General features: G+C 54.5%; 24 protein-coding genes. 8 read left to right on the forward strand and 16 right to left on the reverse strand.

Translation table 11 applies throughout. From position 1 onward, the window contains the following. Window positions 1-112 precede the first annotated feature (112 nt). Window positions 113-712 (forward strand): FMN-dependent NADH-azoreductase, encoded by a 600-nt coding sequence (azoR, locus tag Q7C21_RS08130; protein ID WP_039660180.1) that lies wholly within the window; start codon window positions 113-115, stop codon window positions 710-712. A gap of 63 nt (window positions 713-775) precedes the next feature. Here azoR and Q7C21_RS08135 read toward each other — a convergent pair whose 3' ends face one another. The 3 genes from Q7C21_RS08135 to Q7C21_RS08145 are packed head-to-tail and all read right to left on the reverse strand — an operon-like array spanning window position 776 to window position 3,941. Then, on the reverse strand, window positions 776-1,114 hold the full coding sequence (locus Q7C21_RS08135; RefSeq protein ID WP_039660490.1) for a YdbL family protein: 339 nt from the start codon (window positions 1,112-1,114) through the stop codon (window positions 776-778). 11 nt (window positions 1,115-1,125) lie between these two features. Then, the gene (locus Q7C21_RS08140; protein WP_003853757.1) at window positions 1,126-1,314 is read right to left on the reverse strand and encodes a YnbE family lipoprotein; all 189 of its coding nucleotides are present in this window, start codon (window positions 1,312-1,314) and stop codon (window positions 1,126-1,128) included. Continuing rightward, on the reverse strand, window positions 1,311-3,941 hold the full coding sequence (locus Q7C21_RS08145) for a YdbH family protein (protein ID WP_140915443.1): 2,631 nt from the start codon (window positions 3,939-3,941) through the stop codon (window positions 1,311-1,313). Before Q7C21_RS08145 ends, Q7C21_RS08140 begins: the two co-directional genes overlap by 4 nt. A 146-nt stretch (window positions 3,942-4,087) precedes the next feature. On the opposite strand from Q7C21_RS08145, the gene Q7C21_RS08150 reads away from it, so the two are divergent. Further along, the gene (locus Q7C21_RS08150; protein WP_003853762.1) at window positions 4,088-5,080 is read left to right on the forward strand and encodes a 2-hydroxyacid dehydrogenase; all 993 of its coding nucleotides are present in this window, start codon (window positions 4,088-4,090) and stop codon (window positions 5,078-5,080) included. 45 nt (window positions 5,081-5,125) lie between these two features. Here Q7C21_RS08150 and Q7C21_RS08155 read toward each other — a convergent pair whose 3' ends face one another. Next, window positions 5,126-5,401 carry a DUF333 domain-containing protein gene (locus Q7C21_RS08155; protein WP_003853763.1) on the reverse strand — a complete coding sequence of 92 codons (276 nt, stop codon included), beginning with the start codon at window positions 5,399-5,401 and terminating at the stop codon, window positions 5,126-5,128. Window positions 5,402-5,585: 184 nt separating this feature from the next. Here Q7C21_RS08155 and Q7C21_RS08160 point away from each other — a divergent pair, with 184 nt between their 5' ends. The 3 genes from Q7C21_RS08160 to ttcA all read left to right on the forward strand — a co-directional run bounded on the left by Q7C21_RS08160 (window position 5,586) and on the right by ttcA (window position 8,782). Beyond that, complete coding sequence (locus Q7C21_RS08160) at window positions 5,586-6,242, forward strand: MgtC/SapB family protein (RefSeq protein ID WP_003853765.1); 657 nt, start codon at window positions 5,586-5,588, stop codon at window positions 6,240-6,242. A 209-nt stretch (window positions 6,243-6,451) separates the two neighbouring features. After that, the gene (locus Q7C21_RS08165; RefSeq protein ID WP_008925248.1) at window positions 6,452-6,709 is read left to right on the forward strand and encodes a hypothetical protein; all 258 of its coding nucleotides are present in this window, start codon (window positions 6,452-6,454) and stop codon (window positions 6,707-6,709) included. Window positions 6,710-7,846: 1,137 nt separating this feature from the next. Further along, window positions 7,847-8,782: a tRNA 2-thiocytidine(32) synthetase TtcA gene (gene ttcA / locus Q7C21_RS08170; RefSeq protein WP_003853774.1), complete on the forward strand. Its 936-nt coding sequence runs from the start codon at window positions 7,847-7,849 to the stop codon at window positions 8,780-8,782. A 45-nt stretch (window positions 8,783-8,827) separates the two neighbouring features. On the opposite strand, the gene Q7C21_RS08175 is transcribed toward ttcA, so the two are convergent. The 3 genes from Q7C21_RS08175 to Q7C21_RS08185 all read right to left on the reverse strand — a co-directional run bounded on the left by Q7C21_RS08175 (window position 8,828) and on the right by Q7C21_RS08185 (window position 12,021). Beyond that, complete coding sequence (locus Q7C21_RS08175) at window positions 8,828-8,974, reverse strand: hypothetical protein (protein WP_003853775.1); 147 nt, start codon at window positions 8,972-8,974, stop codon at window positions 8,828-8,830. Between the two features lie 325 nt (window positions 8,975-9,299). Beyond that, window positions 9,300-10,283: a zinc transporter ZntB gene (gene zntB, locus Q7C21_RS08180; protein WP_003853777.1), complete on the reverse strand. Its 984-nt coding sequence runs from the start codon at window positions 10,281-10,283 to the stop codon at window positions 9,300-9,302. A gap of 118 nt (window positions 10,284-10,401) precedes the next feature. Then, window positions 10,402-12,021 (reverse strand): ABC transporter substrate-binding protein, encoded by a 1,620-nt coding sequence (locus Q7C21_RS08185; protein WP_008925251.1) that lies wholly within the window; start codon window positions 12,019-12,021, stop codon window positions 10,402-10,404. 152 nt (window positions 12,022-12,173) lie between these two features. On the opposite strand from Q7C21_RS08185, the gene mpaA reads away from it, so the two are divergent. After that, window positions 12,174-12,881: a murein tripeptide amidase MpaA gene (gene mpaA / locus Q7C21_RS08190; protein WP_008925252.1), complete on the forward strand. Its 708-nt coding sequence runs from the start codon at window positions 12,174-12,176 to the stop codon at window positions 12,879-12,881. Here mpaA and ycjG read toward each other — a convergent pair. Further along, window positions 12,856-13,839: an L-Ala-D/L-Glu epimerase gene (gene ycjG, locus Q7C21_RS08195; protein WP_008925253.1), complete on the reverse strand. Its 984-nt coding sequence runs from the start codon at window positions 13,837-13,839 to the stop codon at window positions 12,856-12,858. The genes mpaA and ycjG overlap by 26 nt on opposite strands. Before the next feature lie 146 nt (window positions 13,840-13,985). Here ycjG and tpx point away from each other — a divergent pair, with 146 nt between their 5' ends. Continuing rightward, window positions 13,986-14,489, forward strand: coding sequence for a thiol peroxidase (gene tpx, locus Q7C21_RS08200; protein WP_003853783.1), 504 nt, complete (start codon window positions 13,986-13,988; stop codon window positions 14,487-14,489). 50 nt (window positions 14,490-14,539) lie between these two features. On the opposite strand, the gene tyrR is transcribed toward tpx, so the two are convergent. The 7 genes from tyrR to pspA all read right to left on the reverse strand — a co-directional run bounded on the left by tyrR (window position 14,540) and on the right by pspA (window position 20,454). Next, the gene (gene tyrR, locus Q7C21_RS08205; protein ID WP_003853785.1) at window positions 14,540-16,105 is read right to left on the reverse strand and encodes a transcriptional regulator TyrR; all 1,566 of its coding nucleotides are present in this window, start codon (window positions 16,103-16,105) and stop codon (window positions 14,540-14,542) included. Between the two features lie 334 nt (window positions 16,106-16,439). Next, entirely contained in the window at window positions 16,440-17,501 is a 1,062-nt protein-coding gene (locus Q7C21_RS08210) for a YcjF family protein (RefSeq protein ID WP_003853794.1), read from the reverse strand. Beyond that, window positions 17,498-18,895 (reverse strand): YcjX family protein, encoded by a 1,398-nt coding sequence (locus tag Q7C21_RS08215; RefSeq protein WP_039660168.1) that lies wholly within the window; start codon window positions 18,893-18,895, stop codon window positions 17,498-17,500. The genes Q7C21_RS08210 and Q7C21_RS08215 overlap by 4 nt, the downstream gene beginning before the upstream one ends. Beyond that, window positions 18,876-19,124, reverse strand: a complete 249-nt coding sequence (gene pspD, locus Q7C21_RS08220) for a phage shock protein PspD (RefSeq protein WP_039660166.1) — start codon at window positions 19,122-19,124, stop codon at window positions 18,876-18,878. Before pspD ends, Q7C21_RS08215 begins: the two co-directional genes overlap by 20 nt. Before the next feature lie 54 nt (window positions 19,125-19,178). Next, window positions 19,179-19,529 carry an envelope stress response membrane protein PspC gene (gene pspC, locus Q7C21_RS08225; protein WP_039660164.1) on the reverse strand — a complete coding sequence of 117 codons (351 nt, stop codon included), beginning with the start codon at window positions 19,527-19,529 and terminating at the stop codon, window positions 19,179-19,181. Beyond that, a complete protein-coding gene (pspB, locus tag Q7C21_RS08230) occupies window positions 19,526-19,753 on the reverse strand; it encodes an envelope stress response membrane protein PspB (RefSeq protein WP_003853799.1) in 228 nt (75 codons plus the stop codon). Before pspB ends, pspC begins: the two co-directional genes overlap by 4 nt. A gap of 35 nt (window positions 19,754-19,788) precedes the next feature. Continuing rightward, window positions 19,789-20,454 carry a phage shock protein PspA gene (gene pspA, locus Q7C21_RS08235; protein WP_008925259.1) on the reverse strand — a complete coding sequence of 222 codons (666 nt, stop codon included), beginning with the start codon at window positions 20,452-20,454 and terminating at the stop codon, window positions 19,789-19,791. A 163-nt stretch (window positions 20,455-20,617) separates the two neighbouring features. On the opposite strand from pspA, the gene pspF reads away from it, so the two are divergent. Further along, window positions 20,618-21,619 (forward strand): phage shock protein operon transcriptional activator, encoded by a 1,002-nt coding sequence (gene pspF, locus Q7C21_RS08240; RefSeq protein WP_375150618.1) that lies wholly within the window; start codon window positions 20,618-20,620, stop codon window positions 21,617-21,619. Window positions 21,620-21,725: 106 nt separating this feature from the next. Here the strand turns inward: pspF and Q7C21_RS08245 are convergent, their stop codons facing one another. Next, window positions 21,726-22,961 carry an MFS transporter gene (locus Q7C21_RS08245; RefSeq protein WP_039660161.1) on the reverse strand — a complete coding sequence of 412 codons (1,236 nt, stop codon included), beginning with the start codon at window positions 22,959-22,961 and terminating at the stop codon, window positions 21,726-21,728. Window positions 22,962-23,331 lie beyond the last annotated feature (370 nt).

Here is a 23,331-nt window from a genome sequence, read left to right on the forward strand (position 1 = left end):
CAATAAATTCGAACATGGGTCTCGAAATATTGCGCTTTCACCGCGCCATCGATAACCGTAGAGTGTAAACCATTGAGCGGAAAGTCTTCCGCGTAACAGACAGGAAACCACCATGAGCACAGTTTTAGTTCTGAAATCAAGCATCCTTGCAGGCTACTCACAATCAAGCCAGCTCGCTGACTTCTACATTGAACAGGCAAAGGCACAGGGTAAAGAAGTTACTGTACGTGACCTGGCGGCTAACCCGATTCCGGTTCTGGATGGTGAGTTAGTGGGTGCAATGCGTCCTTCTGATACGCCACTCTCCCCGCGTCAGCAGGAAGCACTGGATCTGTCCGATGAACTGATTGCAGAACTGCAGGCTCATGATGAAATCGTCATTGCCGCGCCAATGTACAACTTCAACATCCCTACGCAGCTGAAAAACTATTTCGACCTGATTGCCCGTGCTGGCGTGACGTTCCGCTACACCGAAGCAGGCCCGGAAGGTCTGGTTAAAGGCAAAACCGCAGTGGTTATCTCAAGCCGTGGTGGCATTCACAAAGATACCCCAACTGACCTGCTGACCCCTTACGTCAAGCTGTTCCTGGGCTTCATCGGCATCACTGATGTTGAGTTCGTGTTTGCTGAAGGCATCGCCTACGGTCCGGAAGTGGCCAGCAAAGCGACCGCTGAAGCGAAAGATGCTATCACGCAGATCGTGACCGCATAATTCTCAGCCATCTCAGGATGACGCTGTCAAAGACCGGGCCTGTGCCCGGTTTTTTTTCGCCGGTTAGTTGCTGCTGTCTGCCTCTTTTCTCAGCCATTGACCATTAATGCCACGCACGTACTCTCCCGCTGCAGCACGGCTCACCAGCTTCTGTCCGGCAATGCTGGCCACATCGGCCGTGGAGAGATTGTTCTGCCCGGCCAGCCGCTGATACTCCTGCTGACGCCCGGCATTAATCCGCTGCACCAGCGCCAGCGTTTCACTGTCCTGCGAACGTGCCGCCAGATAGCCGGAGAGCGTTTCACCTGCACGGCCTGATTGCCTTGCCTCGTCGAGCGTCAGTGCCCAGGCAGGGTGCGCCATCGTCAGGGCAAGTAACAGCGCCGCGCTTATGCGTTTCATCATGGCTCTCCTCAGAACAGTCCGCTCTGGTTTTTCAGTAACGCTTCCACGTCTTTATCAACTTTGATGTGGATCTCATGCTCGATTTTTACATTCATATTGATGGTGATAGGGTCTTTGGGTGCCGTGACTTCAATGCGTGGCACGCATCCGATGCTCAGCAGTCCGGCTGCCAGAACCAGTAATGGCCTCAGGCTCATGGTGAAGTGTCCTTGTTCGATGGCAAAGTCGCATGTTGCTCTAACCAGGATTGCAAATTATCGCCAAAGCGCAGGCTGCGCCAGAGCTGAAACAGGTTTTCCTGATGACGATAGTTAAGATTGACCGTCTGACGACGGTTACTGAACTGGCTGACGCCCTGTACCTGCGCTTCCATAGTGAGGTCGCCGAGGTTATTCAGATTGATTGTCGCCCAGCTGCGGGAGACTTCCATATAGCGTAACCAGTCAAGCGCTGCGCCGGTCGCTACGTTGTTGCGGGTAATTGCATCCGCCATATCTTTATCCAGCCGGAAAGTCAGCGGACCGCTGTTGGCAATCCACCCTTTTTCCACCAGCCAGCGTGGATTATTCAACCACAGCGGCAACTCACCGTTAACCTTACCCGACATGGCAAACTGTTTAGGCTTCAGCGCCGTCACCAGCTCGCTGAGGCTGATATTACGCAGCGACACCCGGGCGGGATCATGTTGCGGCATACGCAGGGCTGGCAGCGTAATCTGTCCGCCAAGCAGGTCAAGACTGACATCCTGTAAAGTCAGGGGGGATTGTTCAGACCACGGCCAGTTACCCTGCAGATCGGCCCGAATATTCTGCATGGCAAACTGGTTCTTCACCTCGGCAATGCGGAGTGAAACCGGGCCATGCTGACCAAACTGCCATTGCTGCTCATGAAACCTGAACGGCAGCGAGAAGTCGATACCGTTCACCTGACTGTCCGGCGTCCAGACACTGCCCTGTTTGACCGTCCAGTGGCCTCCCGCCTGGAAGCCCTGTTTACTGGCAGCGGAGAATGCGACCTGTGCCTGCAAACTGCCGCCTTGAATCTGCATTTTCATGTCGGGGCTGAGCAGCGGCTGAAACACGGTCAGCGACTGTGCCGGCCACCAGGCCTGACCGCGTAACCGTTCACCGTCCCAGCGGCCATTCACCCGCAGCGGGCCAACCCTCCCCGCTTTTAACTCGCCCCGCCAGAGGAAATAGCCGGGATCACGGCCTTTCGCCTCAAAGTCCAGCGTGGAATCAGCCAGACGGCCGCCATAGGTGAAGTGGGTCTGGCCCGCCTGCAGTCTGAAATGGCCTTTGAAGGAAGGTTGCGCCACATCGCGCTGCCACTTAACGGGTTCGGTCAGTGTCAGGCGCGGTTTTGCGACGCTAACGCTGCCATAAGCCAGCTGATTAAATCCGGTGGAGAGCGTATCAAGGTGGATCAGCGTGTCGTGCCAGCCGCCAGTGCCTTTGACATCCCAGCGTGCCTGCAGCGGCAGCATCTCGCCCCCGCCCCAGTAGCGCCAGTCCCACTCGCCCTTATCGGGCCAGAAATTTGTGGCGCGACCATCAAGATGCAGCCGGAAGCGGCCAAAGCTGGCATCGTGCGCGTTGAGAATGGCCTGCAGGCGGCCATCAATACCCTGCGAGGAGAGTCGCACGCCGGCCAGCGGCCAGCGCGCTTCGTCCACTTCCAGCGTGGAGAGCAGTCGCCCCCGCAGGCGCAGCAGCGATTTAGGTTGCAAAACTAACTGAGGATCGAGCAGCGAGCCGTTGAGCACGCCGGGAATAGAGCCGAAAAGTTGCAGATCGGCCAGCTTGCTTTCACCGGTCAGCTGAAACGGCAGGTGGCTATTGGTCAGACTCAGGTTGCCGGGACCGACGCCCAGTACCACGTTACCTTTACCGCCACGTCCCTGAGTCAGCAGGTTAACGCGCCCCGTGATCTGGCTGTTTTCAAGACCTGACTGCCAGTTATCCAGCGTCAGGTTAATAAATCCAGACAGTGGCTGAGCCGCCAGAGGCCAGAAATACTCGCCCTTTTCGATCCGAATCTGATCGCGGCTGATTTGCCACGGCAGTCTGAGAAGCGGCCTTTTCTCATCCATCATCCCCACGCGCAGCTCGCCCTGCTGCTGCTGCCAGCTGAGCGTTAACTGCAGCGGATGCGGTAAGGCATCCAGCGCCAGTTGTCCGTCCACCTCGCCATTCACCGGCAGATCGGTGGCGAAAGCAGGTAACTCAAGATGACCACTTAGCGTAATGGGTTCAGGCAGCGCAGGATGGGTAAGCGTCAGGCGACTGATCGCGAGCTGCTGACCGGTCAGCGTCGCCGCCAGTTGCAGGTTGTCGCCCTGATAATTAAGTTGCTGGCGATCTTTTTCCAGCGTCAGGTCCAGCACGCCCGCATAGGCCTGCCAGGGTGCCACGACAAGTTTGTTCAGATGAACATCGGCACCCGGTAGCATTGCCTGCCATTCGGCCAGCGTTTTGGGGGCTGTCGTTCTCTCGTCACTGGCGGGTAATTTTTGCAGGCAGGTGCTCTCCACCACCAGTTCGTCCGCATCCAGCTTCCAGCGCGACTGATGCCAGCCCAGTGACACTGCCTTTACGGTTGCCAGTGAGCAATCGCCGGCGAGGTAACGAATCTGAGGCAGCCACAGGCCGCCCTGCCGCCAGCGCGGTGCACCCGTCAGTTCAATGCGGGTATCCTCAGGCAGCCAGATGCCGACCAGCCTTGGCAGCCATTGCGTCACAGTCAACATCAGGCCGAGCAGCAGGAGAATCAGCGCAAGTACGGCCGCCAGCCGTCGCCGGAACATCCGTGGCATAAAAGCCATAATCCTTTTCCTTACAGTATCCTGACAACGATGATGGCATGTAATCTGCCAGAGGTGAAGGCGTGCACGGGACGCAAATACGCAGTTTCAGCAAAGTCGGTCAGAAAACGTTATCCTTGGTTTATCACCTCTGCAGGAGCACAACGATGAAAATCGCGGTTTACAGCACTAAACATTACGATCAGAAATACCTTGAGCAGGTTAACCAGCAGTTTGGTTTCGAACTGGTATTTTTTGACTTTTTACTCTCAGAGAGCACGGCCAAAACCGCAGTGGATTGCGATGCCGTCTGCATTTTTGTTAATGATGACGGCAGTCGCCCGGTGCTGGAAGAGCTGGCCGGGCTGGGTGTGAAATACATCGCGCTGCGTTGTGCTGGCTTCAATAATGTCGATCTGGCTGCAGCGAAAGAGCTGGGTCTGGAAGTCGTACGGGTTCCGGCCTACTCACCGGAAGCGGTGGCGGAACATACGATCGGCCTGATGATGACCCTCAACCGCCGTATTCATCGCGCGTATCAGCGTACCCGTGATGCGAACTTTTCGCTCGACGGACTGACCGGCTTTAACATGTACAACAAAACGGCGGGCGTTATCGGCACGGGTAAGATCGGCATTGCGACCATGCGGATTCTGAAAGGGTTTGGTATGCGGCTGCTGGCGTTTGATCCCTACCCAAGTGAGCAGGCGCGTGAGCTGGGCGCAGAATATGTTGATTTAAAGACGTTGTTTACAGAATCCCACGTCATTACACTGCACTGTCCGCTGACCCCGGAAAACCATCATCTGCTGAATGCCGACGCGTTTCGTCAGATGCGCGATGGGGTGATGATCATCAACACCAGTCGTGGCGGGCTGATTGATTCACAGGCAGCGATTGATGCGCTGAAACAGCAGAAAATCGGCGCGCTCGGCATGGATGTGTATGAGAATGAACGTGGCCTGTTCTTTGAAGATAAGTCGAATGATGTGATTCAGGACGATGTGTTCCGTCGTCTTTCAGCGTGCCATAACGTACTGTTTACCGGTCATCAGGCATTTTTAACGGCTGAAGCGCTGACGGCCATTTCCGAGACGACACTGAATAATCTTAGCCAGCTCGATCGGGGTGAAGAGTGCCCGAACCGACTCTCAGCCTGACGATTCTCTGCTAATGATGCGGGCCGGTGCTATCCGGCCTGTTCATCAGCGCGCGCAGTTCCCGCCAATTAACGCCTGCTCATCGCAGCGACGGCCATTCACTAACTGACACATGCCCACACGTGATCCATCCAGCTGATGTGAAAACGCCAGCGTTCCGCCTGCGTTCGAACAGGTGCTTTCTGCCAGGGAAGACATCACCACACGAGGCTGGATGTGCGCGGCGGTGGCTTGTTGCGGTGGCTCGTTATCATCACTGTTGCTACTGCAGGCAGAGAGTAATAATGCGGCACCGGCCAGCAAAAAGGTGGCTGCTTTCATCAATCGGACTCCGGGAATGGGGATAATAGGCTGGCTCAGCATATGTCAGGCAGCACAAGGGGTCGAGAGGTGAAACAGCTTTTTACAAAATTCTCCACCGTGATTTGCAAGCAGAATTATCTTGTTTAACTGCTATCGCTGAACTGTCACCCTTTTTCGGTTCCTATTATTTCGGAGTAAAGCCATGTTAATGGATATGTTAATTCGCATCGCCCTGGCCGGTATTCTTGGCGGCCTGATTGGTCTGGAGCGTCAGATGCGGGCCAAAGAAGCGGGACTGCGTACCCATATTCTGGTCGGTATCGGCAGTGCGATGTTCATGCTGGTGTCGAAGTATGGTTTCGCCGATATGCTCACCAGCGACCATGTGGCACTGGACCCCAGTCGTATTGCAGCCCAGGTCGTCAGCGGTATGGGCTTCCTGGGCGCAGGCACCATCATGATTCAGAAGCAGGTGGTGAAAGGCCTGACCACGGCAGCGGGATTATGGGTAACGGCAGCGATTGGTCTGGTGATCGGCAGCGGCATGTATGAGATCGGCATTTATGGCACAGTGCTGGCGCTGGTGGTGCTGGAAGTGTTCCGCCGCCTGAGCCATGTTTTAATCGGCAAGCACCATACGTTACTGGTTTTCCTTAAGCCTAAAAGCGTGCCGCTGGTGCTACTGGTTATGCAGCGGGAAGGTATTCGTTATGGCAATGTGACGGTGATTAATCGAGATGAGGAGAGCGGCCTGTGCGAACTCAGCATACAGGTAACGTTGTCCCGCAAGTCAAATGATGCGCACCTCTACGATAAGGTCATTGAGATAAAAGGCGTTCAGTCACTGGAGATGATGTAAACGTTTGCTGAACAACCCCGTCACTACACATGGCGACAAAGACATAAGAACCTTGCAGAAGGCGGTGAGCGGCAGTCACCGCCCTCCTTCTCCTGCCATTTCTGAAAAATCAAAAATGCGCAGAGTCTGACCTTAAAAGTAGTGCCTGCCGGGAAGTAATGGCATAATCCGTTATTGTTAATTTACGTAATCATTTTACCCGGAAACTAATGCCTCAGAACTCTGACCATCCAGAAGACGCCCTTTCCAGTACTTCGCCTAAATATCGGTTCGCAGTCAGCATGCTGATTTTTACGCTGATAGCGGGCGCCGCAGCCATCATGATGCTCCTGGAACATCGGGATTCAGTGAATAATGCGCTGGAGACCGGACAATGTCTGGCAGAAGAAGGGGCTGAGGATTTAATGGAAGTGCTCAGGCATTTTCTGCATCATGCCTACCGCTGGATTTTTAAAGCCTGTGGCTGACGGTAATGCGTTTAGTGCAGCAGAAAATGCAGCAAACCGTGTCGGTTAACCAGCAACAAAACCCCGCAATACATGACGGCAACATAGCAAAGTAAAAAGAGTAGCAGCGTCATAATAAATCTGATTCCGTATTTCTTTATTTTGTCTGTTTTATCCGAATATTTCATAGACGTTAAATGCTGATTCATTTTTTTATTTTATACCCGGTCATTAAACGGCTTCATCGGAATGCTGTATTGCCGAAATGTGCGAAACGAACGGCATCCACGCAGGACGTTGCAATAAAAAAATCAAACGCAAAATACCTTTCCCGCATCCTGACAATTTACTGATCATTGTAACCTGATGGATACATATTCACCTTGAGCAGCAATGGCTTAAGCAACGGCGCGGTGTGTAAGCAAAACAATCTGAATTTAACGTTTCACAGGCTTCAGCGGCAATATAAGGATCAGTCTCTATCTGATTGGTCAAACGTATATTCAACAAAGTATGATTTTCAGATTTTGACATTATAAAAGTCATTCCGGGTCACAAAATAAACCCTGTGAGGTTTCGTATCCGACTTAATTTGATGCGTATCAAATCTGGCAAGTACAGACAACACGCCGTTTAATCAGTATTGATTAATAACTGCGTAAGCTGCTTTTTTTACTCATTAAATCGACCCGATGAAAACGCTATTCATTCTCTCTGTCATTTTTATGATCGCCGGTTGTACAGCAAAAAAAGATCATGTGCGTGCTGATGCTTACCAGGCCTCCCCCCCTTCCTGCTCAACACACAGTGATGAAATTGATTGTCAGTGGAAAAATGTTCCTGCCAGCTGACCTCGCACTATTCTCCCGCGTGGCATCGTCTCATCCAGCAGGCTTTCTTCCTGGGGATGTAAAAGCGCGCTCTCACCAGCATCTTCCTCGCGGCATTCCTTTTCGGCAATATCTGCTTTGAAAGAGAGACGCTGCCGGATGCCTCCGGCAGCGATTTTCCGCTGATTACTTCACTCCAGTGCTGGCATTCGCGACAACAATCCGTACCATACGCTGCATATTCGTGACACCGCAGTGAAGTGTCTGGCTGGACGCGCACAGCAATTTGCCCTTCGGCTACGCTCTCTGGTTTTTGAGATAGGTAAAAATGCAAGATAATCAAACGGTTGACAAGAAAGAACAGTACAACCTCAATAAGCTGCAGAAACGTCTGCGTCGTAACGTCGGCGAAGCCATTGCAGATTTTAATATGATTGAAGAAGGCGACCGCATCATGGTCTGTCTGTCGGGCGGTAAAGACAGCTACACCATGCTGGAAATTTTGCGCAGCCTGCAAAAAAGTGCGCCGGTCAACTTCAGCCTGATTGCCGTTAACCTCGACCAGAAACAGCCTGGCTTCCCGGAGCACATCCTGCCGCAATATCTTGAGGCACAGGGCGTTGAGTACCGGATTATCGAAGAAGACACCTACTCCATCGTCAAAGAGAAAGTGCCGGAAGGTAAAACCACCTGCTCACTCTGCTCGCGCCTGCGCCGTGGCATTCTCTATCGCGTCGCGACTGAACTGGGTTGTACTAAAATCGCGCTCGGCCACCATCGCGATGACATCCTGCAGACGCTGTTCCTGAACATGTTTTACGGCGGAAAACTGAAAGGTATGCCGCCAAAACTGATGAGTGATGATGGCAAGCAGATTGTGATTCGTCCGCTGGCCTACTGCCGCGAGAAAGATATCATTCGTTTCTCAGACGCGCGTCAGTTCCCGATTATCCCGTGCAATCTCTGCGGTTCTCAGCCAAACCTGCAGCGGCAGGTGGTAGCCGATATGCTGCGTGACTGGGATAAGCGCTATCCTGGCCGCATTGAAACTATGTTCAGCGCAATGCAAAACGTCGTGCCGTCGCACCTGGCAGATATCAATCTGTTCGATTTTAAAGGGATTAAGCATGGCGATGCGGTCGTTGATGGCGGCGATCTCGCTTTTGACCGCGAAACCCTGCCGTTGCAGCCTGTGGGCTGGCGAGCTGATGAAGACGATGCACCGGACCTCAGCGCACGTCTGGATGTGCTTCAGATTAAGTAAGTACCTGATAAGTTAAGGGCGTGCTGCTGGCAGCACGCCCTTTTTTTATATGTTGCGGTGCGGCGGTGGATCCATTATCGGCGGATATTCCGGATCGGTCGGCTGATCAGGCTGGGGTTGCGGATGAGGAATCGGTTCAGGAATCGGGACTGGATCCGTAGGGATCGGCTCGCTGTTGTAAATCGCGCTCATGCCGTACTCCTTTTCTTGCGAATGGACTTTAAGTTTAGAAAAGAATTGGCGTTCCAGCCAGGCGGGCAAAAAAAAAGCCGGCACACGGGCCGGCATGTTTTGAATTAATTGTGCTATGCAATAATTCTAAATATGGAAGTAAGACAATATGGAGCGCAACGCCCATCGCTTGACGTTGCATTCACCTGCGGGAAAGAGTTTGCGTCAGCAGCGGCATTAGGTTCTTGATGTCGATCAGCTTTTGCTTTCTTATTATGATTTTTATCCCACCCGGCGGGATTTTCGTCCTCAAATCAGACGCCCCCGCCGATGTGACCTTTCCGCGTTACAGCCAGCGCCGTTTACGCAGATAACCCGCGACGCCCACCGCCAGTGCCACGAGCAGCAGACAGAAGATAGAGAAGCCGTACTCCCATCCACCGCCCGGAATGCCACCCAGATTAACCCCAAACAGACCGGTCAGGAACGTAGCGGGCAGGAAGATCATCGCCATCAGTGACATAGTATAGGTGCGGCGGTTCATCGACTCCGCCATCGCAGAGGCCACCTCGTCAGCCAGAATCGCAGTGCGCGCTACGCCCGCATCCAGATCATCCAGTCCGCGTCCCAGCCGATCGGCGATTTCCTGCATCCGGCGTCGTTCACTGTCATCCATCCAGCCCAGTTTTTCACTGGCCAGCCGGGCATAAACATCGCGCTGCGGTGCCATGTAACGCCGCATCACAATCAGCTGTTTGCGCAGCAGGCCCAGCTCGCCGCGCGCGGGCATCCGCTGGTCAAGCAGCGCATCTTCCAGCTCAATGATTTTGTCATGTAACTCTTCGATAAATTCGCTGGTGTGATCGGTCAGGGCATCACAGACATCGACCAGCCAGCTGCCGCAGTCAATCGGGCCGTTACCGTTTTGCAAATCGGTGAGCACTTCATCGACGGCAGAGACTTTACGCCGCCGGGTCGAGACGATGAGCTTATCGTTGATGAACACGCGCATTACCACCAACTGGTCGCGACGCGCATCGGTGTTGTGGTTAACGCTGCGCAGCACGATCATAAATCCGTCGCCCAGCCGGCTGACGCGGGGACGCATGCTGTCACCCGCTAAGGCGTCACGCACGGCATCGGGAATCTGCGGCGTTGACTGCAGCCATTCTGCGCTTTTGCTGTGGGTATAGTTCAGATGCAGCCAGCAGGGCTGCTCACACTCGATAACTTCATCTTCAGCTATCGGGATCATCCCACCCTTGCCATCCAGCTGGCATGAAATGATGGCATCTGAAACCTGTAATGCTTTTCCTTCAATGACGTCCACAACATTCCCTCACCATTAATATCAATACGATACAGTCTAACGTGACGGCGTTGAGTTGCAATCTCCGGGCTGTGAAGAAAGATGTCAGCAGGTGGCCGGGAAACCGGCCACCACAGGCTTAGTGCTTTTCAATCCACAGTTCACGGCTGTAGGCGACATCTTCAGGGTTGGTGATGGGATAGCCTTTAACCCAGGGTTTAATCAGTCGGCCATTCGTGTACTGATAGATGGGCGCAATCGGGGCCTGTTCAGCGAGGATCTGCTCGGCACGGTTGTAATCGCTGTTACGTGCCTGCTCGCTGGTTTCACGGCTGGCTTTAGCGACAACTGCATCATAATCCGCGTTGTTAAAGCGCGCGATATTGCTGCTGTTGCCCGAGGTCAGCAGATTCAGGAAGGTGGAGGGCTCATTGTAGTCTCCCACCCACGAGGCGCGAATCACATCGAAGTTCCCGCTGTTACGACTGTCGATGTAGGTTTTCCACTCCTGATTCTCCAGTGTGACATCCACACCGAGGTTCTTTTTCCACATAGAGGCCACGGCAATCGCAATCTTCTGATGGCTCTCAGAGGTGTTGTAGAGCAGTTTGAGCTTCAGCGGTTTACCCGGACCGTAACCGGCGGCGGCAAGCAGCGATTTGGCCTGCGCATTCAGGGCGTTCTGATCGTGCTGTTGCATGAACGTGGGCAGTGGCTTAAAGCCTGCTGTCACATCTGGCGTAAAGTGCCACGCCGGTTTCTCACCGGTGCCCAGCACTTTGTCAGCAATGACGTTTCGGTCGATAGACCAGGACAGTGCTTTGCGAACCCGCACATCGGCAGTTGGTCCTTTCTGCGTGTTAAACGCATAGTAATAGGTGCCTAACTGGTCAGGTGTGTAGACCTCTCCCGGCAACGTTTTCTTTAATAGCGCATACATGTTCTTAGGGAAAGATTCGGTGATATCAATGTCGTTGGCACGATAACGTTTAGTCGCGCTCGACTCTTCATTGATTGGCACAAAGGTCACTTTCGTCAGCACCGAATGTGCATCATCCCAGTAATGAGGATTACGGGTCAGGACGATTTTCTCGTTCACTACCCGCTCGCTGAGCTGATAGGCACCGTTACCGACCAGTTTGCCGGGTGCCGTCCAGCTGTCACGTTGCTGGGCAATGACTTTTTGCGGCACCGGAAAGAGCGCCACGTTAGCCACCAGCGCCGGGAACCACGGCACAGGACGATCCAGCGTCACTTTCAGCTGGGTTTTGCTCTGGGCAGTCACTCCCAGTTTATCGGGGGTCATTTCGCCTTTGGTAATCGCTGCCGCATTTTCAATACCGCTTAACCCCGCAAACCCGGCAGAGCCTGAGCTGTTTTTGGGATCGACCAGCCGCTGCCAGCTGTAGACAAAATCCTGCGCCGTGACCGGTTCGCCGTTTGACCAGCGCGCGTTATTGCGCAGGGTGAAGACCCAGGTTTTGTTGTCGCTGCTGCTCCAGCTCTGTGCCACGCCCGGCACGATTTTGCCCTGAGCATCCTGATTTGTCAGACCTTCAAACAGATCGCGAATCACCTGAATTTCAGGCAGCCCTACCGCTTTAAGCGGATCAAGTGAAGCGGGTTCATCTTTAATATGGCGAACGATCTGCTGCTGTTCGGCCAGCTGCGCGCCAGCGGGTAGATTCGCCGCAATGGCGGGTGTGAGGATGCTGCTCAGACTGATTGCTGCCAGCGTGATACGAAAGGTCTTAACCATTATCACTCCTTTACCCCAAAGAAGTGCTGCATCAGTCTGTTGCCGATGTAGCTTGTGCAGGGCACTTTATCGCAAATGGCTGACAGATAAATAGCTATTTTCCGCACACGGCTTTTCCGCTACTTTGAGTAAAACCCTTTGAGGAAATCTGTATGTCGCCACTTCATCCGCGTCCCCTTCGCGGCAAACTTGACGTTTCGTATCAGCAGTATGGCCGCTCCGTGCTCGGCGCGCCGCTGCTGTGGTTTCCAGCGCCACTGGGTGACCCGGACAGCGGTCTGATTCTGGCTGGCACACACGGTGATGAAAATGCGGCCATCGCCACCCTTTCTGCTGCGTTACGGACACTGCCCGATGGCATGCGTCGGCACCACGTGGTGCTGGCAGTCAATCCTGATGGCTGTCAGCTTGGCCTGCGCGCTAACGCAAATGGCGTCGATCTCAACCGCAACTTCCCGGCAGCGAACTGGCAGCCCGGAGAGACCGTTTATCGCTGGAACAGCGCTGCCGATGCGCGGGATGTCACGCTCTCAACCGGCACGCATCCGGGTTCTGAACCGGAAACACTGGCGCTCTGTGCCCTGATACATCAACTTAAGCCAGCCTGGATCGTTTCCTGGCATGAGCCGCTGGGCTGTATTGACGACCCGCATCAGGTGGAGATTGGCGGCTGGCTGGCCAGCCAAACCGGCCTTCCTCGCGTCAGCAGCGTGGGATATGACACGCCTGGCTCATTCGGCAGCTGGTGTTACGATCTCAGTCTGCCCTGCGTGACCGCTGAGATGCCGGTGATTTCCGTGGATGAAGCCACGGAAACCTATCTTGAGATGATGGTTAGTTTGCTGCGCTTGCAGCAATAATCAGCCGACCGCTGCGCACGGTGATCGCCGGTTCTGCATCCACCGCCAGCCAGGTCGGCCCATCAAGATCGGCGAAACGGGTCTGCGGCACCAGCGGCAGCGCAGCACGTATCGCCCGCGAGGTGCAGAGCATGCAGCCCAGCATCACCGCAAAGCCCTGCTGCTGCGCGTCATCGGCAAGCGCCAGCGCCTCTGTCAGACCGCCCGCTTTATCCAGCTTGATGTTGACCATCTCATAACGGCCTCGCAGCGCGGCCAGGCTTTCACGTGTATGACAGCTCTCATCGGCGCAGATTGGCAAGGGATGGATAAAGTTCTCCAGTGCCGCATCTTCACCTGCAGGTAAAGGCTGTTCCAGCATCGCCACATCAATGTCTGCCAGCAGCTGACAGCGTGCCGCCAGGCCTTCAGCGTGCCAGGACTCATTTGCATCCACAATCAGGGTTGCCTCCGGCACGGCGGCGCGGATGGCCATCAGCCGTTCAGTAATGAAATTGTTATCCAGCTTAATTTTCAGCAGTGTTGCACCATGCTGCCACAGTGCGAGTGCACTGCTGGCCATCGCCTCAGGGGTATCAATGCTGACGGTCTGCGCGGTCACGACATCAGCAGGCGCAGTCACACCGCTAAGCGCCCAGAGGCTGCGCTGCTGCTGATGTGCGGCGAGATCCCACAGTGCACTGTCGATGGCGTTGCGCGCCGCCCCGGCAGGCAGCGCCTGTTGTAATGCCTCGCGCGTCATGCCCTCTTGCAGCGCGGGCAGCAACGTGGCGATCTGCGCCAGCACCGATGCTTCGCTTTCACCATAGCGCGCATAGGGCGTCGCTTCACCGACGCCTTTTACGCCATCTTCCTCAATTTCAACCACCACCACTTTGACTTCGGTCCGGGTTCCACGGGCAATGACAAACGGCGTATGCAACGGCCAGGCTTCGGGATAACTTTTTACCGTTCTCATTTACACTCCACAAAGTGTGACGCAGTGGCAGACCGCCACGTTAAATTCCACAATTGAACTCGTAAATCCTTAACATTTATGTCATAAACAACGGCTATCTTTAGCCGTTTTGTGTCAGATCTTTTTTATCATCAAAAGGAATCACTATGTCTCAGACTGTTCATTTTCAGGGTAATGCCGTTCCGGTTGCAGGTCAGTTTCCACAGGCTGGCGATAAAGCTAAGCCTTTCACGCTGGTAGCAAAGAACCTGGTTAACGTTGCGCTCTCTGAGTATGCAGGAAAACGCAAAATTCTGAACATTTTCCCAAGCGTTGATACCGGTGTCTGTGCCTCATCAGTGCGCAAATTCAACCAGGCGGCAAGCGAGCTGAATAACGCCGTGGTGTTATGCATCTCTGCCGATCTGCCTTTTGCCCAGTCGCGTTTCTGTGGCGCGGAAAACCTGAGCAATGTGGTGACGCTGTCGACGCTGCGCGGCTCAGAATTCAAGTATGAGTATGGTGTAGAAATTGCTGATGGTGCGCTGGAAGGCCTGACCGCACGTGCGGTGATCGTTCTGGATGAGAACGATAAAGTGATTTACAGCCAGCTGGTTGATGAAATCACCACTGAGCCTGATTACGACGCTGCCCTGGCCGCGCTGAAGTAATAAAAAAAGCGGATAACTTGGTTATCCGCTTCCTGCTCTCTGCTTACCGATCATTCGCTTTCGGTGCGCTTCTGTCCCAGACCATATTCACGCAGCTTGTTGGCAATCGCGGTATGGGAAACACCCAGACGTTTTGCCAGTTTTCGGGTGCTGGGATAGGAGAGATAAAGCCGCGTCAGTATTGACCGCTCAAAACGGCTGGTAATCTGATCCAGCGTTCCTTCCAGTGCTTCATCGCCCAGCGATACATCCAGTGTCTGTTCAGGCAACACAATATCCTGCGGTCGCAGTTCATATCCTTCCAGCTGGGTTAACGCGCGATACAACGCATTTTTTAACTGGCGCACATTGCCAGGCCAGGCGTAGCGCGTCAGAAATGCAATGAGCTGTGGCGAGAGTCGCGGCCGGGCCATCCCCTGCTCATCCGCAAAGCGGGCCACAAACATCTCGGTCAGTGGCAGGATATCCTGCGGTCGATCGCGCAGCGGGGGCAGTTGCAGCGTCAGCACATTGAGCCGGTAAAAAAGATCTTCGCGAAACTCACCGCGTTGCACCAGTTCAATCAGGTTCTTCTGCGTAGCGCAGATTACGCGCACATTAACATGGACTTCATGCTCTTCACCGACGCGGCGGAAGGTGCCATCATTGAGAAAACGCAGCAGCTTGGTCTGCATTCTCGGCGACATCTCGCCAATCTCATCCAGCAATACCGAGCCACCATTGGCCTGCTCAAAAAAGCCCTTCTTGCCTTCCAGCGCATTCGGATAGGCACCGGCGGCATGACCAAACAGCTCGCTTTCCGCAACGTCGTCGGGTAATGAGGCACAGTTCAGCGCCAGGAAAGGATTTTTCCCACGGGCGCTGCGCAGATGGCAGGCGCGTGCCAGCATATCTTTCCCGGTGCCGGTATCGCCGACAATCAGTAACGGCGCATCCAGCATCGCCAGTTTGCGCGCCTGATCGACCACCTGACGCATCTTCGGCGTGACGGCAATGATATGGTCAAACTCGGATTCGTCGGTGACCACCAGATTCTGTAACTGACGGCCCATGCGAGCGGTTGACTTCAGCATCACCATCGCCCCGACCGGCCTGTCGTTCTGGCCCTCTTCACCCGGCAGATAAATAGGACGCGCTTCCATCAGAAAATCGCGCCCTTCAATGACGACATGCTGCGCCTGCGCCTCAACCCGATCGCTTTCCAGCCAGCGCATGAAGTTAAAGCCATTAATCAGGTTGCCGGCGCTGAAATTGCGCATTTTCTCTTCATCAAGATTAAACAGGTTTTGTGCCGCCGGATTAGCCAGTTCCACCTTGCTTTTCAGATCGATGGAGAAAACCGGATCTGGCATGGCCACCAGTAAGGCACTCAGCGCGCGATGTTCACGCTCCGAAGGCATGTACGTTACCGTGCGCACATCTGTTACGCCCGGTGTACGCCGGATTTCTGCCATCAGATTACTGAAAGCGTCAAATTCCAGTGCCGAAAAATTCAGATAGATGCGGCCCAGCGCCGTAATTTCAATACCGCGTAAATCAATGTTGCGTGCCACCAGCAGATCGAGCAGTTCACGCGTCAGACCGATGCGGTCCTGACAGAACACTTCCAGACGCATTGCGTTCGCCTTAATCAGGTTCAGATAAATGAATATTACGCTAAGTGATGCGCCGGTAGAAAGGGATCTGTCAGGAAAAGTTGACAGGCACAGCGCGTGTGATGGTGTTTTGTTCTGTCGAAGGTAACTCTGGCCGACTGGAAGATATTTGCCGGGATGGCGCATTTTATCAGGGAGAAAAATGGCATGGCCTTTACGCTGCCTGCAAATCCGGTGAATACAGATGAATCCGCCTGTCCGGGTGAGTGTCTGATTATCGATTCACGGCAGGTGCTGCGCCAGCCTCACTGATCATTAAAGGCGGCTATGCCGCCTTTAATGTGTCACGCGAGATTCAGGCTGATTTGTTACCGCCCTTCTGCAGTGCCTCTTTCAGCTGGCCCAGCAGTTCGCGCCGAAAATCGCCAAGCCGTGGCTTATCCTGCTCCAGCCACGGCAGTGGACGACAAAGCTCCATCGCTTTGATGCCCAGCCTTGCAGTCAGCAGGCCTGCACCAATGCCCTGGGCAGCGCGCGTGGAAAGCCGGGCAGCGATATCCTGCGACATCCAGTCCATTCCCACTTCCCGCACCAGTTCGGACGCGCCGGCAAAAGCCATATTGAGCAGCACCAGGCGGAACAGCCGGATACGGCTGAAGTAGCCCAGTTCGATGCCGTATATCGCCGCGATGCGATTGACCAGCCGCAGATTACGCCAGGCGATAAACGCCATATCCACCAGTGCCAGCGGACTGACCGCAATCATCAGTGTTGCTTCCGCAGCATGACGACTGATTTCACGCCGCGCCTGCCTGTCCAGAACGGGCTGCACCAGCTGCGCATACAAGCGCACGATTTCGCTGTCATTGTGGGTTTCGTGCAGCGAGGCATGCCAGCGCTGCAGGGCCGGATGCGCCTGATCCAGTTCAGCCTGCTGGGCCAGCTTTTCGCAGAATGCCCGACCTTTACCGATACCATGACTGTGCAATAGCTCCCGGCCCACATCCCGCTCTTCGGCACGCTGACGCAGCTGGTAGAGCCGACGCCACTCAGTGGTCAGCGCGCCGACACCCGCCAGCACAATAAGTCCGCCTGCTACGCCGCTCCCCAGTGAAAACCAGTCGCGTGCCAGCCAGGCGTCATGCGTCCACTGCACCCCCTGCGCAATCACGCTAACGCCAAACAGCAGTGCGCCTGCGGTCACCATTTTGCGCCACAGACTGCGTTTAGGTTTCAGAGCCGCTTCCACTGCGCGCTCCCCTGCACCTTCTTCTTCTACGGCAACATCTTCATCCTGCACTGCCAGAAACGCAGCCTGCGCGTCCGCTTCAAAGGTCTGCGCCGGACGCAGCGGCGTGGTGGTGCTCTCATCCAGCGGACGAGCAAAATCGATACGCGGCTTCAGCGGATCACTCATCGCAATTTATCTCCCAATAAAAATTCCAGCGCGGCATCCATGCGGATATGCGGCAGTGGACGGTCGACGTCGAGCTGCTGCGGCCGGAACTGTTCAAACTGAAAACCCTGCTGCTGCCAGAAGGCATTGCCAGGCAGGCGCGGCGGGACTTCACCCGGATAGACGGTAAGCGGTTCACCATCATCCAGCCGGTGACCGCGCAGGGCCGGGATCTTCTCGCCACGGTGGTCGACCAGGCCGCTCTGTGTCGCCTGCACTGATGCCAGTCCGATGCAGTCCATGCTAATCCCCTCAAACGCGGCGTTCTGCCAGGCATCCTGCACCAGTTGCTGCAACAGCGAGACCATGTTGCCGTGCTGATCGCTGGTGATGTGATCCGCTTTAGTCGCCGCAAACAGTAATTTGTCGATCACCGGTGAGAAAAGCCGGCGAAACAGGGTGCGCTGGCCGTAATGAAAGCTCTGCATCAGCTGAGTCAGCGCCAGCCGCATATCATTAAACGCCTGAGGACCACTATTCAGGGGCTGGAGGCAGTCAACCAGCACGATCTGGCGGTCAAAACGCAGGAAGTGATTTTTGTAAAAGCCCTTCACCACATGCTGGCAGTAGTAGTTGAAGCGCTGCTGCAGCATGCTGAAGTTACTCCCCTTATCCGCCTGCGCCAGCTTAGTGAGTTGCGACTCATCAGCGGTTGGCCAGGGGAAAAACTGCAGCGCAGGCGCGCCTGCCATATCGCCAGGCAGCACGAACCGGCCAGGCTGAATAAAATGCAGGCCTTCAGATTTACAGCGATGCAGGTAGTCAGTCCAGGCCGCAGCAATCTCTGCCAGCTGGGTTTCATCGGCGGGAGCAAGCGGATCGAGTTTTTCGCAGAGCGTGCGCCAGGGTTTTGCCCACTCCGCACGATCGCCCTGCAGCAGACCGTTCATCTGCCGTGACCAGGCGAGATAATCCTGCGCCAGCATCGGCAGATCCAGTAGCCATTCTCCGGGATAATCGACAATTTCCAGATAGAGTGTTGCCGTCTCTTTCAGATGACGCAGCAGCGAATCATTTGGACGGTAACGCAGCGCCAGACGCATTTCGCTGACGCCACGGGTGGGCGTCGGCCAGGCGGGCGGCGTGCTGTAGAGTTGTGCCAGGCCTTCGTCGTAGGTAAAGCGCGCGGTTCCCATGTCCCGCTGCGGCACCCGTTTGACGCCCAACAGTCGCTCGTCCCGCACAACGGAAAACAGCGGCAAACGTGCGCCGCTGTGAACCGTTAAAAGCTGATTGACCAGTGAGGTAATAAAGGCGGTTTTACCGCTGCGGCTTAATCCGGTGACCGCCAGCCGAAGGTGGCGATCAACGCCACGGTTCATTAATGCCATTAATTCACTTTGCAGTCTTTTCATCGTTCTCCCTGATGAAGCGCGATGCCACCCGATTCATCACGCGTTTCAGCAATGGCTCAAGTGCCACAGCCAGCAGAAGACGTAACGGGCGTCGCGCTACCGATTTCACCGCCCAGCCAGTGACACCGGCGGGACCGTAGGTAACAGCATTGATAATGATAAATTTAGCCGCCGACTTCAATGCAGGTGCCGCGCGGTGGCGAAAAGCAGTGGATCGCGAAAAAGACATCAACACCTCCATTGAGAGAGCGGACGGGCCCGTAACGGCCCGGCAATAATATAATCAAATCTGGCGGAAGCGGCTGCGTACGCTGAAAGTTTCAGACGTCACATAACGCTCCACGTCGCGCACGCTGCGCTCATCGCGCTGCAGCGCACTCTCCAGCTGGTCCAGCAGCTCGCTGGCGCTGAGCTGACGTTCGTCCTCCGTGACATTGGCGGGTTTCACATCCAGCACAAAACCCAGCACGAAATAGGCGACCACCGTAAACATAAACAGACCAAAGAACAGTGATAAGACCACAATGACCCGAAGCAGACGCACCGGAATATCGAGATACTCCGCCAGACCCGCACAGACGCCCATCAACTTTCCTTCGTCAGGCTTGCGCCACAACTTACGGCCTTTCATCATGGCTGCCTCCAGTTAGGGTGTTCGGCATCCAGAATCGCTTCCAGCGCGTCAATGCGTTCACGCATCCGCTGTGCATCCTGCGTAACACGCTGCAGGCGCTGGATTTCGCTTTGCGACAGTTCCGAACCGCCGTTGCGTTTGTTGTTGTAATGCAACCATAACCAGATCGGTGCGACAAACAGCACGAAGATCGTTAAGGGTATGGCAAGAAAAAGTGCGCTCATTGACTCTCCTTAATCACTTATTGCAACGTCGATGATTACTCACTGCGGTTCATTTTGGCTTTCAGCGCATTAAGCTGCTGGCTGATTTCATCATCCGCTTTCAGGTCAGTAAACTGCTGGTCCAGGGTTTTTGGCTTACCGAAACCGTGGCTTTCTGCTTCCGCTTCCATGTGGTCAATGCGTCGTTCAAAAGATTCAAACCGGGCCATCGCCTCGTCGATTTTACCGCTGTCCAGCTGACGACGAACATCGCGTGATGAAGAGGCCGCCTGGTGACGCAGTGTTAACGCCTGCTGGCGGGCACGTGTTTCAGTCAGCTTTTTCTCCAGCTCACTGATTTCGCCTTTCATACGTTCCAGCGTCTCTTCAACCTGGCCCACTTCCTGTTTCAGTGAAGCGATAAGGTCAGTGAGTTTCTGTTTTTCGATCAGTGCTGACCGCGCCAGATCATCTTTATCCTTGCGAAGCGCCAGTTCCGCTTTTTCCTGCCATTCGGCCTGCTGGATCTCTGCCTGCTCAATACGGCGTGACAGCTGTTTCTTTTCAGCCAGCGCCCGCGCAGAGGTGGAACGCACTTCGACTAAGGTGTCTTCCATTTCCTGAATCATCAGACGGACCAGTTTCTGCGGATCTTCAGCACGCTCCAGCAGGGAATTAATGTTGGCATTTACGATGTCAGCGAAACGAGAAAAAATACCCATAATGATGTTCCTCTTTTAATGTTTTAAAACGTGTTGCCCTGCTTAGTTAATACAAGATGCGTGCCAATTTTTATCGCATTGATTTTTAAGGAATTTGATATTTTACAGCCTCGTCCGCATATTTTAAGATAGTCAAAATGATTAAGGGATGGCGAAATTCATCATGACAGGCACTAACGATAATCTTTTAGGTGAGTCGAACAATTTTCTGGAGGTTCTTGAGCAGGTCTCCAGACTGGCTCCGCTGGAAAAGCCGGTTCTGGTGATTGGCGAGCGCGGAACGGGTAAAGAGCTGATCGCCAGCCGTCTGCACTATCTCTCTGACCGCTGGCAGGGACCGTTTATCTCGCTGAACTGCGCCGCGCTGAATGAGAACCTGCTCGATTCTGAACTCTTTGGTCATGAGGCCGGTGCCTTTACCGGTGCGCAGAAGCGCCATCTCGGACGTTTTGAGCGGGCTGATGGTGGCACGCTGTTTCTGGATGAGCTGGCAACCGCGCCGATGCTGGTGCAGGAAAAGCTGCTCAGGGTAATTGAATATGGGCAGCTGGAGCGTGTCGGCGGCAATCACTCCCTGCAGGTGAATGTGCGGCTGGTCTGCGCCACTAACGAGGATCTCCCTGCGCTGGCGGCAGAGGGGAAATTCCGAGCCGACCTGCTGGATCGTCTGGCCTTTGATGTGGTGCAGTTACCGCCCCTGCGCGAACGCCGCAGCGATATTCTGGTGATGGCCGATCATTTTGCCATCCAGATGTGCCGCGAACTCGGCCTGTTACTTTTTCCTGGTTTTACCGCTAAGGCGCAGCAGGCTCTGCTTGATTACCACTGGCCCGGCAACGTCCGTGAGCTTAAGAACGTCGTGGAACGCTCAGTCTATCGCCATAACAGCAGCGAGCAGTTGCTGGATAACGTCATTATCAACCCGTTTGCTTCACGTCCTGAACCGGTTGCGCTCATCCGTGCCAGTCAGAACGCGGAGAGTAACGACCTGCCCGCCCTGCCGCTGGATCTGCGCCAGTGGCAGAATCAACAGGAGCGGAATCTGGTTGAAGCCAGCCTGCAACAGGCACGCTATAACCAGCGTCGCGCCGCCGGGTTGCTAGGTGTTACCTATCATCAGCTGCGCGCGATGATGAAAAAGCACGACATAAAAGCCGAAAACTAAACAGGTCGACGATGACATCTTTGTCTCTTCGTTTTGTTTTCTGGTTAATCGCTGTCAAAACTGTCTGGTAACGTCCTGGCTGCTTTAGCAGGAACAAAAACAGCAATTACGTGTTATGCGGCTTAGTGCCCATTTTGTCAGGTTGCCTGAGGGTCGGAACCAGCAGGACAGCAGCTGTCACCATGACCACGGCCAGTGCTGACATCAGCAAAACATTGTCTGTGCCATATTGTGCCGCCAGCGGCCCCGCAACCAGTTGACCAATAGGAATGGAGATAAAGGAACCCATCGCATCATACGCGTACACGCGAGCCAGTTTATCGGCTGGGATATGAGTCTGTAATGAATGCGCCCAGGTTACGCCAAACAGGCCTAATGAAACGCCAGCGATAAAGAACCCTGCAATCAGCCATGCTGCTGATGCATTCAGGCCTAGCATCATTATCGGGAGTGCACAGAGACCTGCCAGCATAGCGCCAATCAGCAGATCACGACGTGGATGCCATTTCATAGCCAGAAATGATCCAGCAATTAAACCTGCGCTCTGGGCGGCCACAATCATCCCCCACTGCGCCCGCCCGAAAGAGGCGTCAGCAATTATCGGGCCATAGACTTCTACAATGCCATTAAACGCGACGTTGATAATGGCGAACTGAAGGACTATCGACCAAATCCAGCTTCGCCCGGCAAATTCTGCCCAGCCTTCTTTAATATCGCGCAGGATATTGCCTTGCATCGTCCCGCCCTTATTCGGGCTCACACGCATAAGGAAATAAAGCGGCGCGGAGACCGCAAATCCCAGCGCATCTATCGCCAGCCCCCAGCCCGGCCCGACAGCACTGGTCATCACGCCTCCCAGCGACGCTCCCAGTACCGTGCCGCCATAAACACTGAGCTGAATGAAAGCATTGGCCTGACGCAGGTGCTGTGCAGGCACGACCTGCGGAACCAGCGCAGAGGAAGCTGGCAGAGCAATCCCCGATGCCGCGCCATTCAGCGCGCCCAGCAAGGTGAGGCTGATTACTGTGGCTGAACCCTCAAGCACAGTCCACGCAACGAAAGCCTGAGAAACAGCAGCTATCAGCGCCGATACAACTAATACCCGACTACGTGAGTAACGGTCGGCAACCACACCGCCCACCAGCAGAAACAGCACGTTGAACAGGGAGCGGGATGCCACCACGACGCCTAAATCAGAGGCAGATCCATCCATATCCAGAACTGCAAAGGCCAGCGCGATGGGCGCGATTCCATTGCCCAGCACGGTAAACAAACGTCCGAAAAACAGATAACGAAAGGAGGGATAGTGGAAAGCCTGAGCGCTTTTCTGGAATTTAGTCATTGTCCGGCGTTGGTTGGGCAGAGGTTGTGCTTATAGTAACGGCGTTTCTGTAATAGTTAAGTCCGGTTTTAAGCCGGTCTTGCTCAGGTAAATGCCAGGCCATTACAGATATCATTCTGTTTTACTCTTTTTCCATCCCCATGCTTTCATGCAAAACCGCAATCAGTGCACCTGTTCAGTCAGCGGTGATCCTGCTCTTCAGCGCTATGCACCCGACAAAAAAAAGCCCGCCATGAGGCGGGCAACAATACTGGAAGCAATGTGAGCAATGTCGTGCTCTTCTTCGGCAGAGCCACCGTCGAAGTGCATATGAATAATAATCATTCCTATTATCATTTGTAAAGCACCCGTTGAGAATTTTTCTCATTAC

Source organism: Pantoea sp. ANP04 (assembly GCF_041982285.1).
Taxonomy (GTDB): Bacteria; Pseudomonadota; Gammaproteobacteria; order Enterobacterales; family Enterobacteriaceae; genus Pantoea; species Pantoea eucalypti.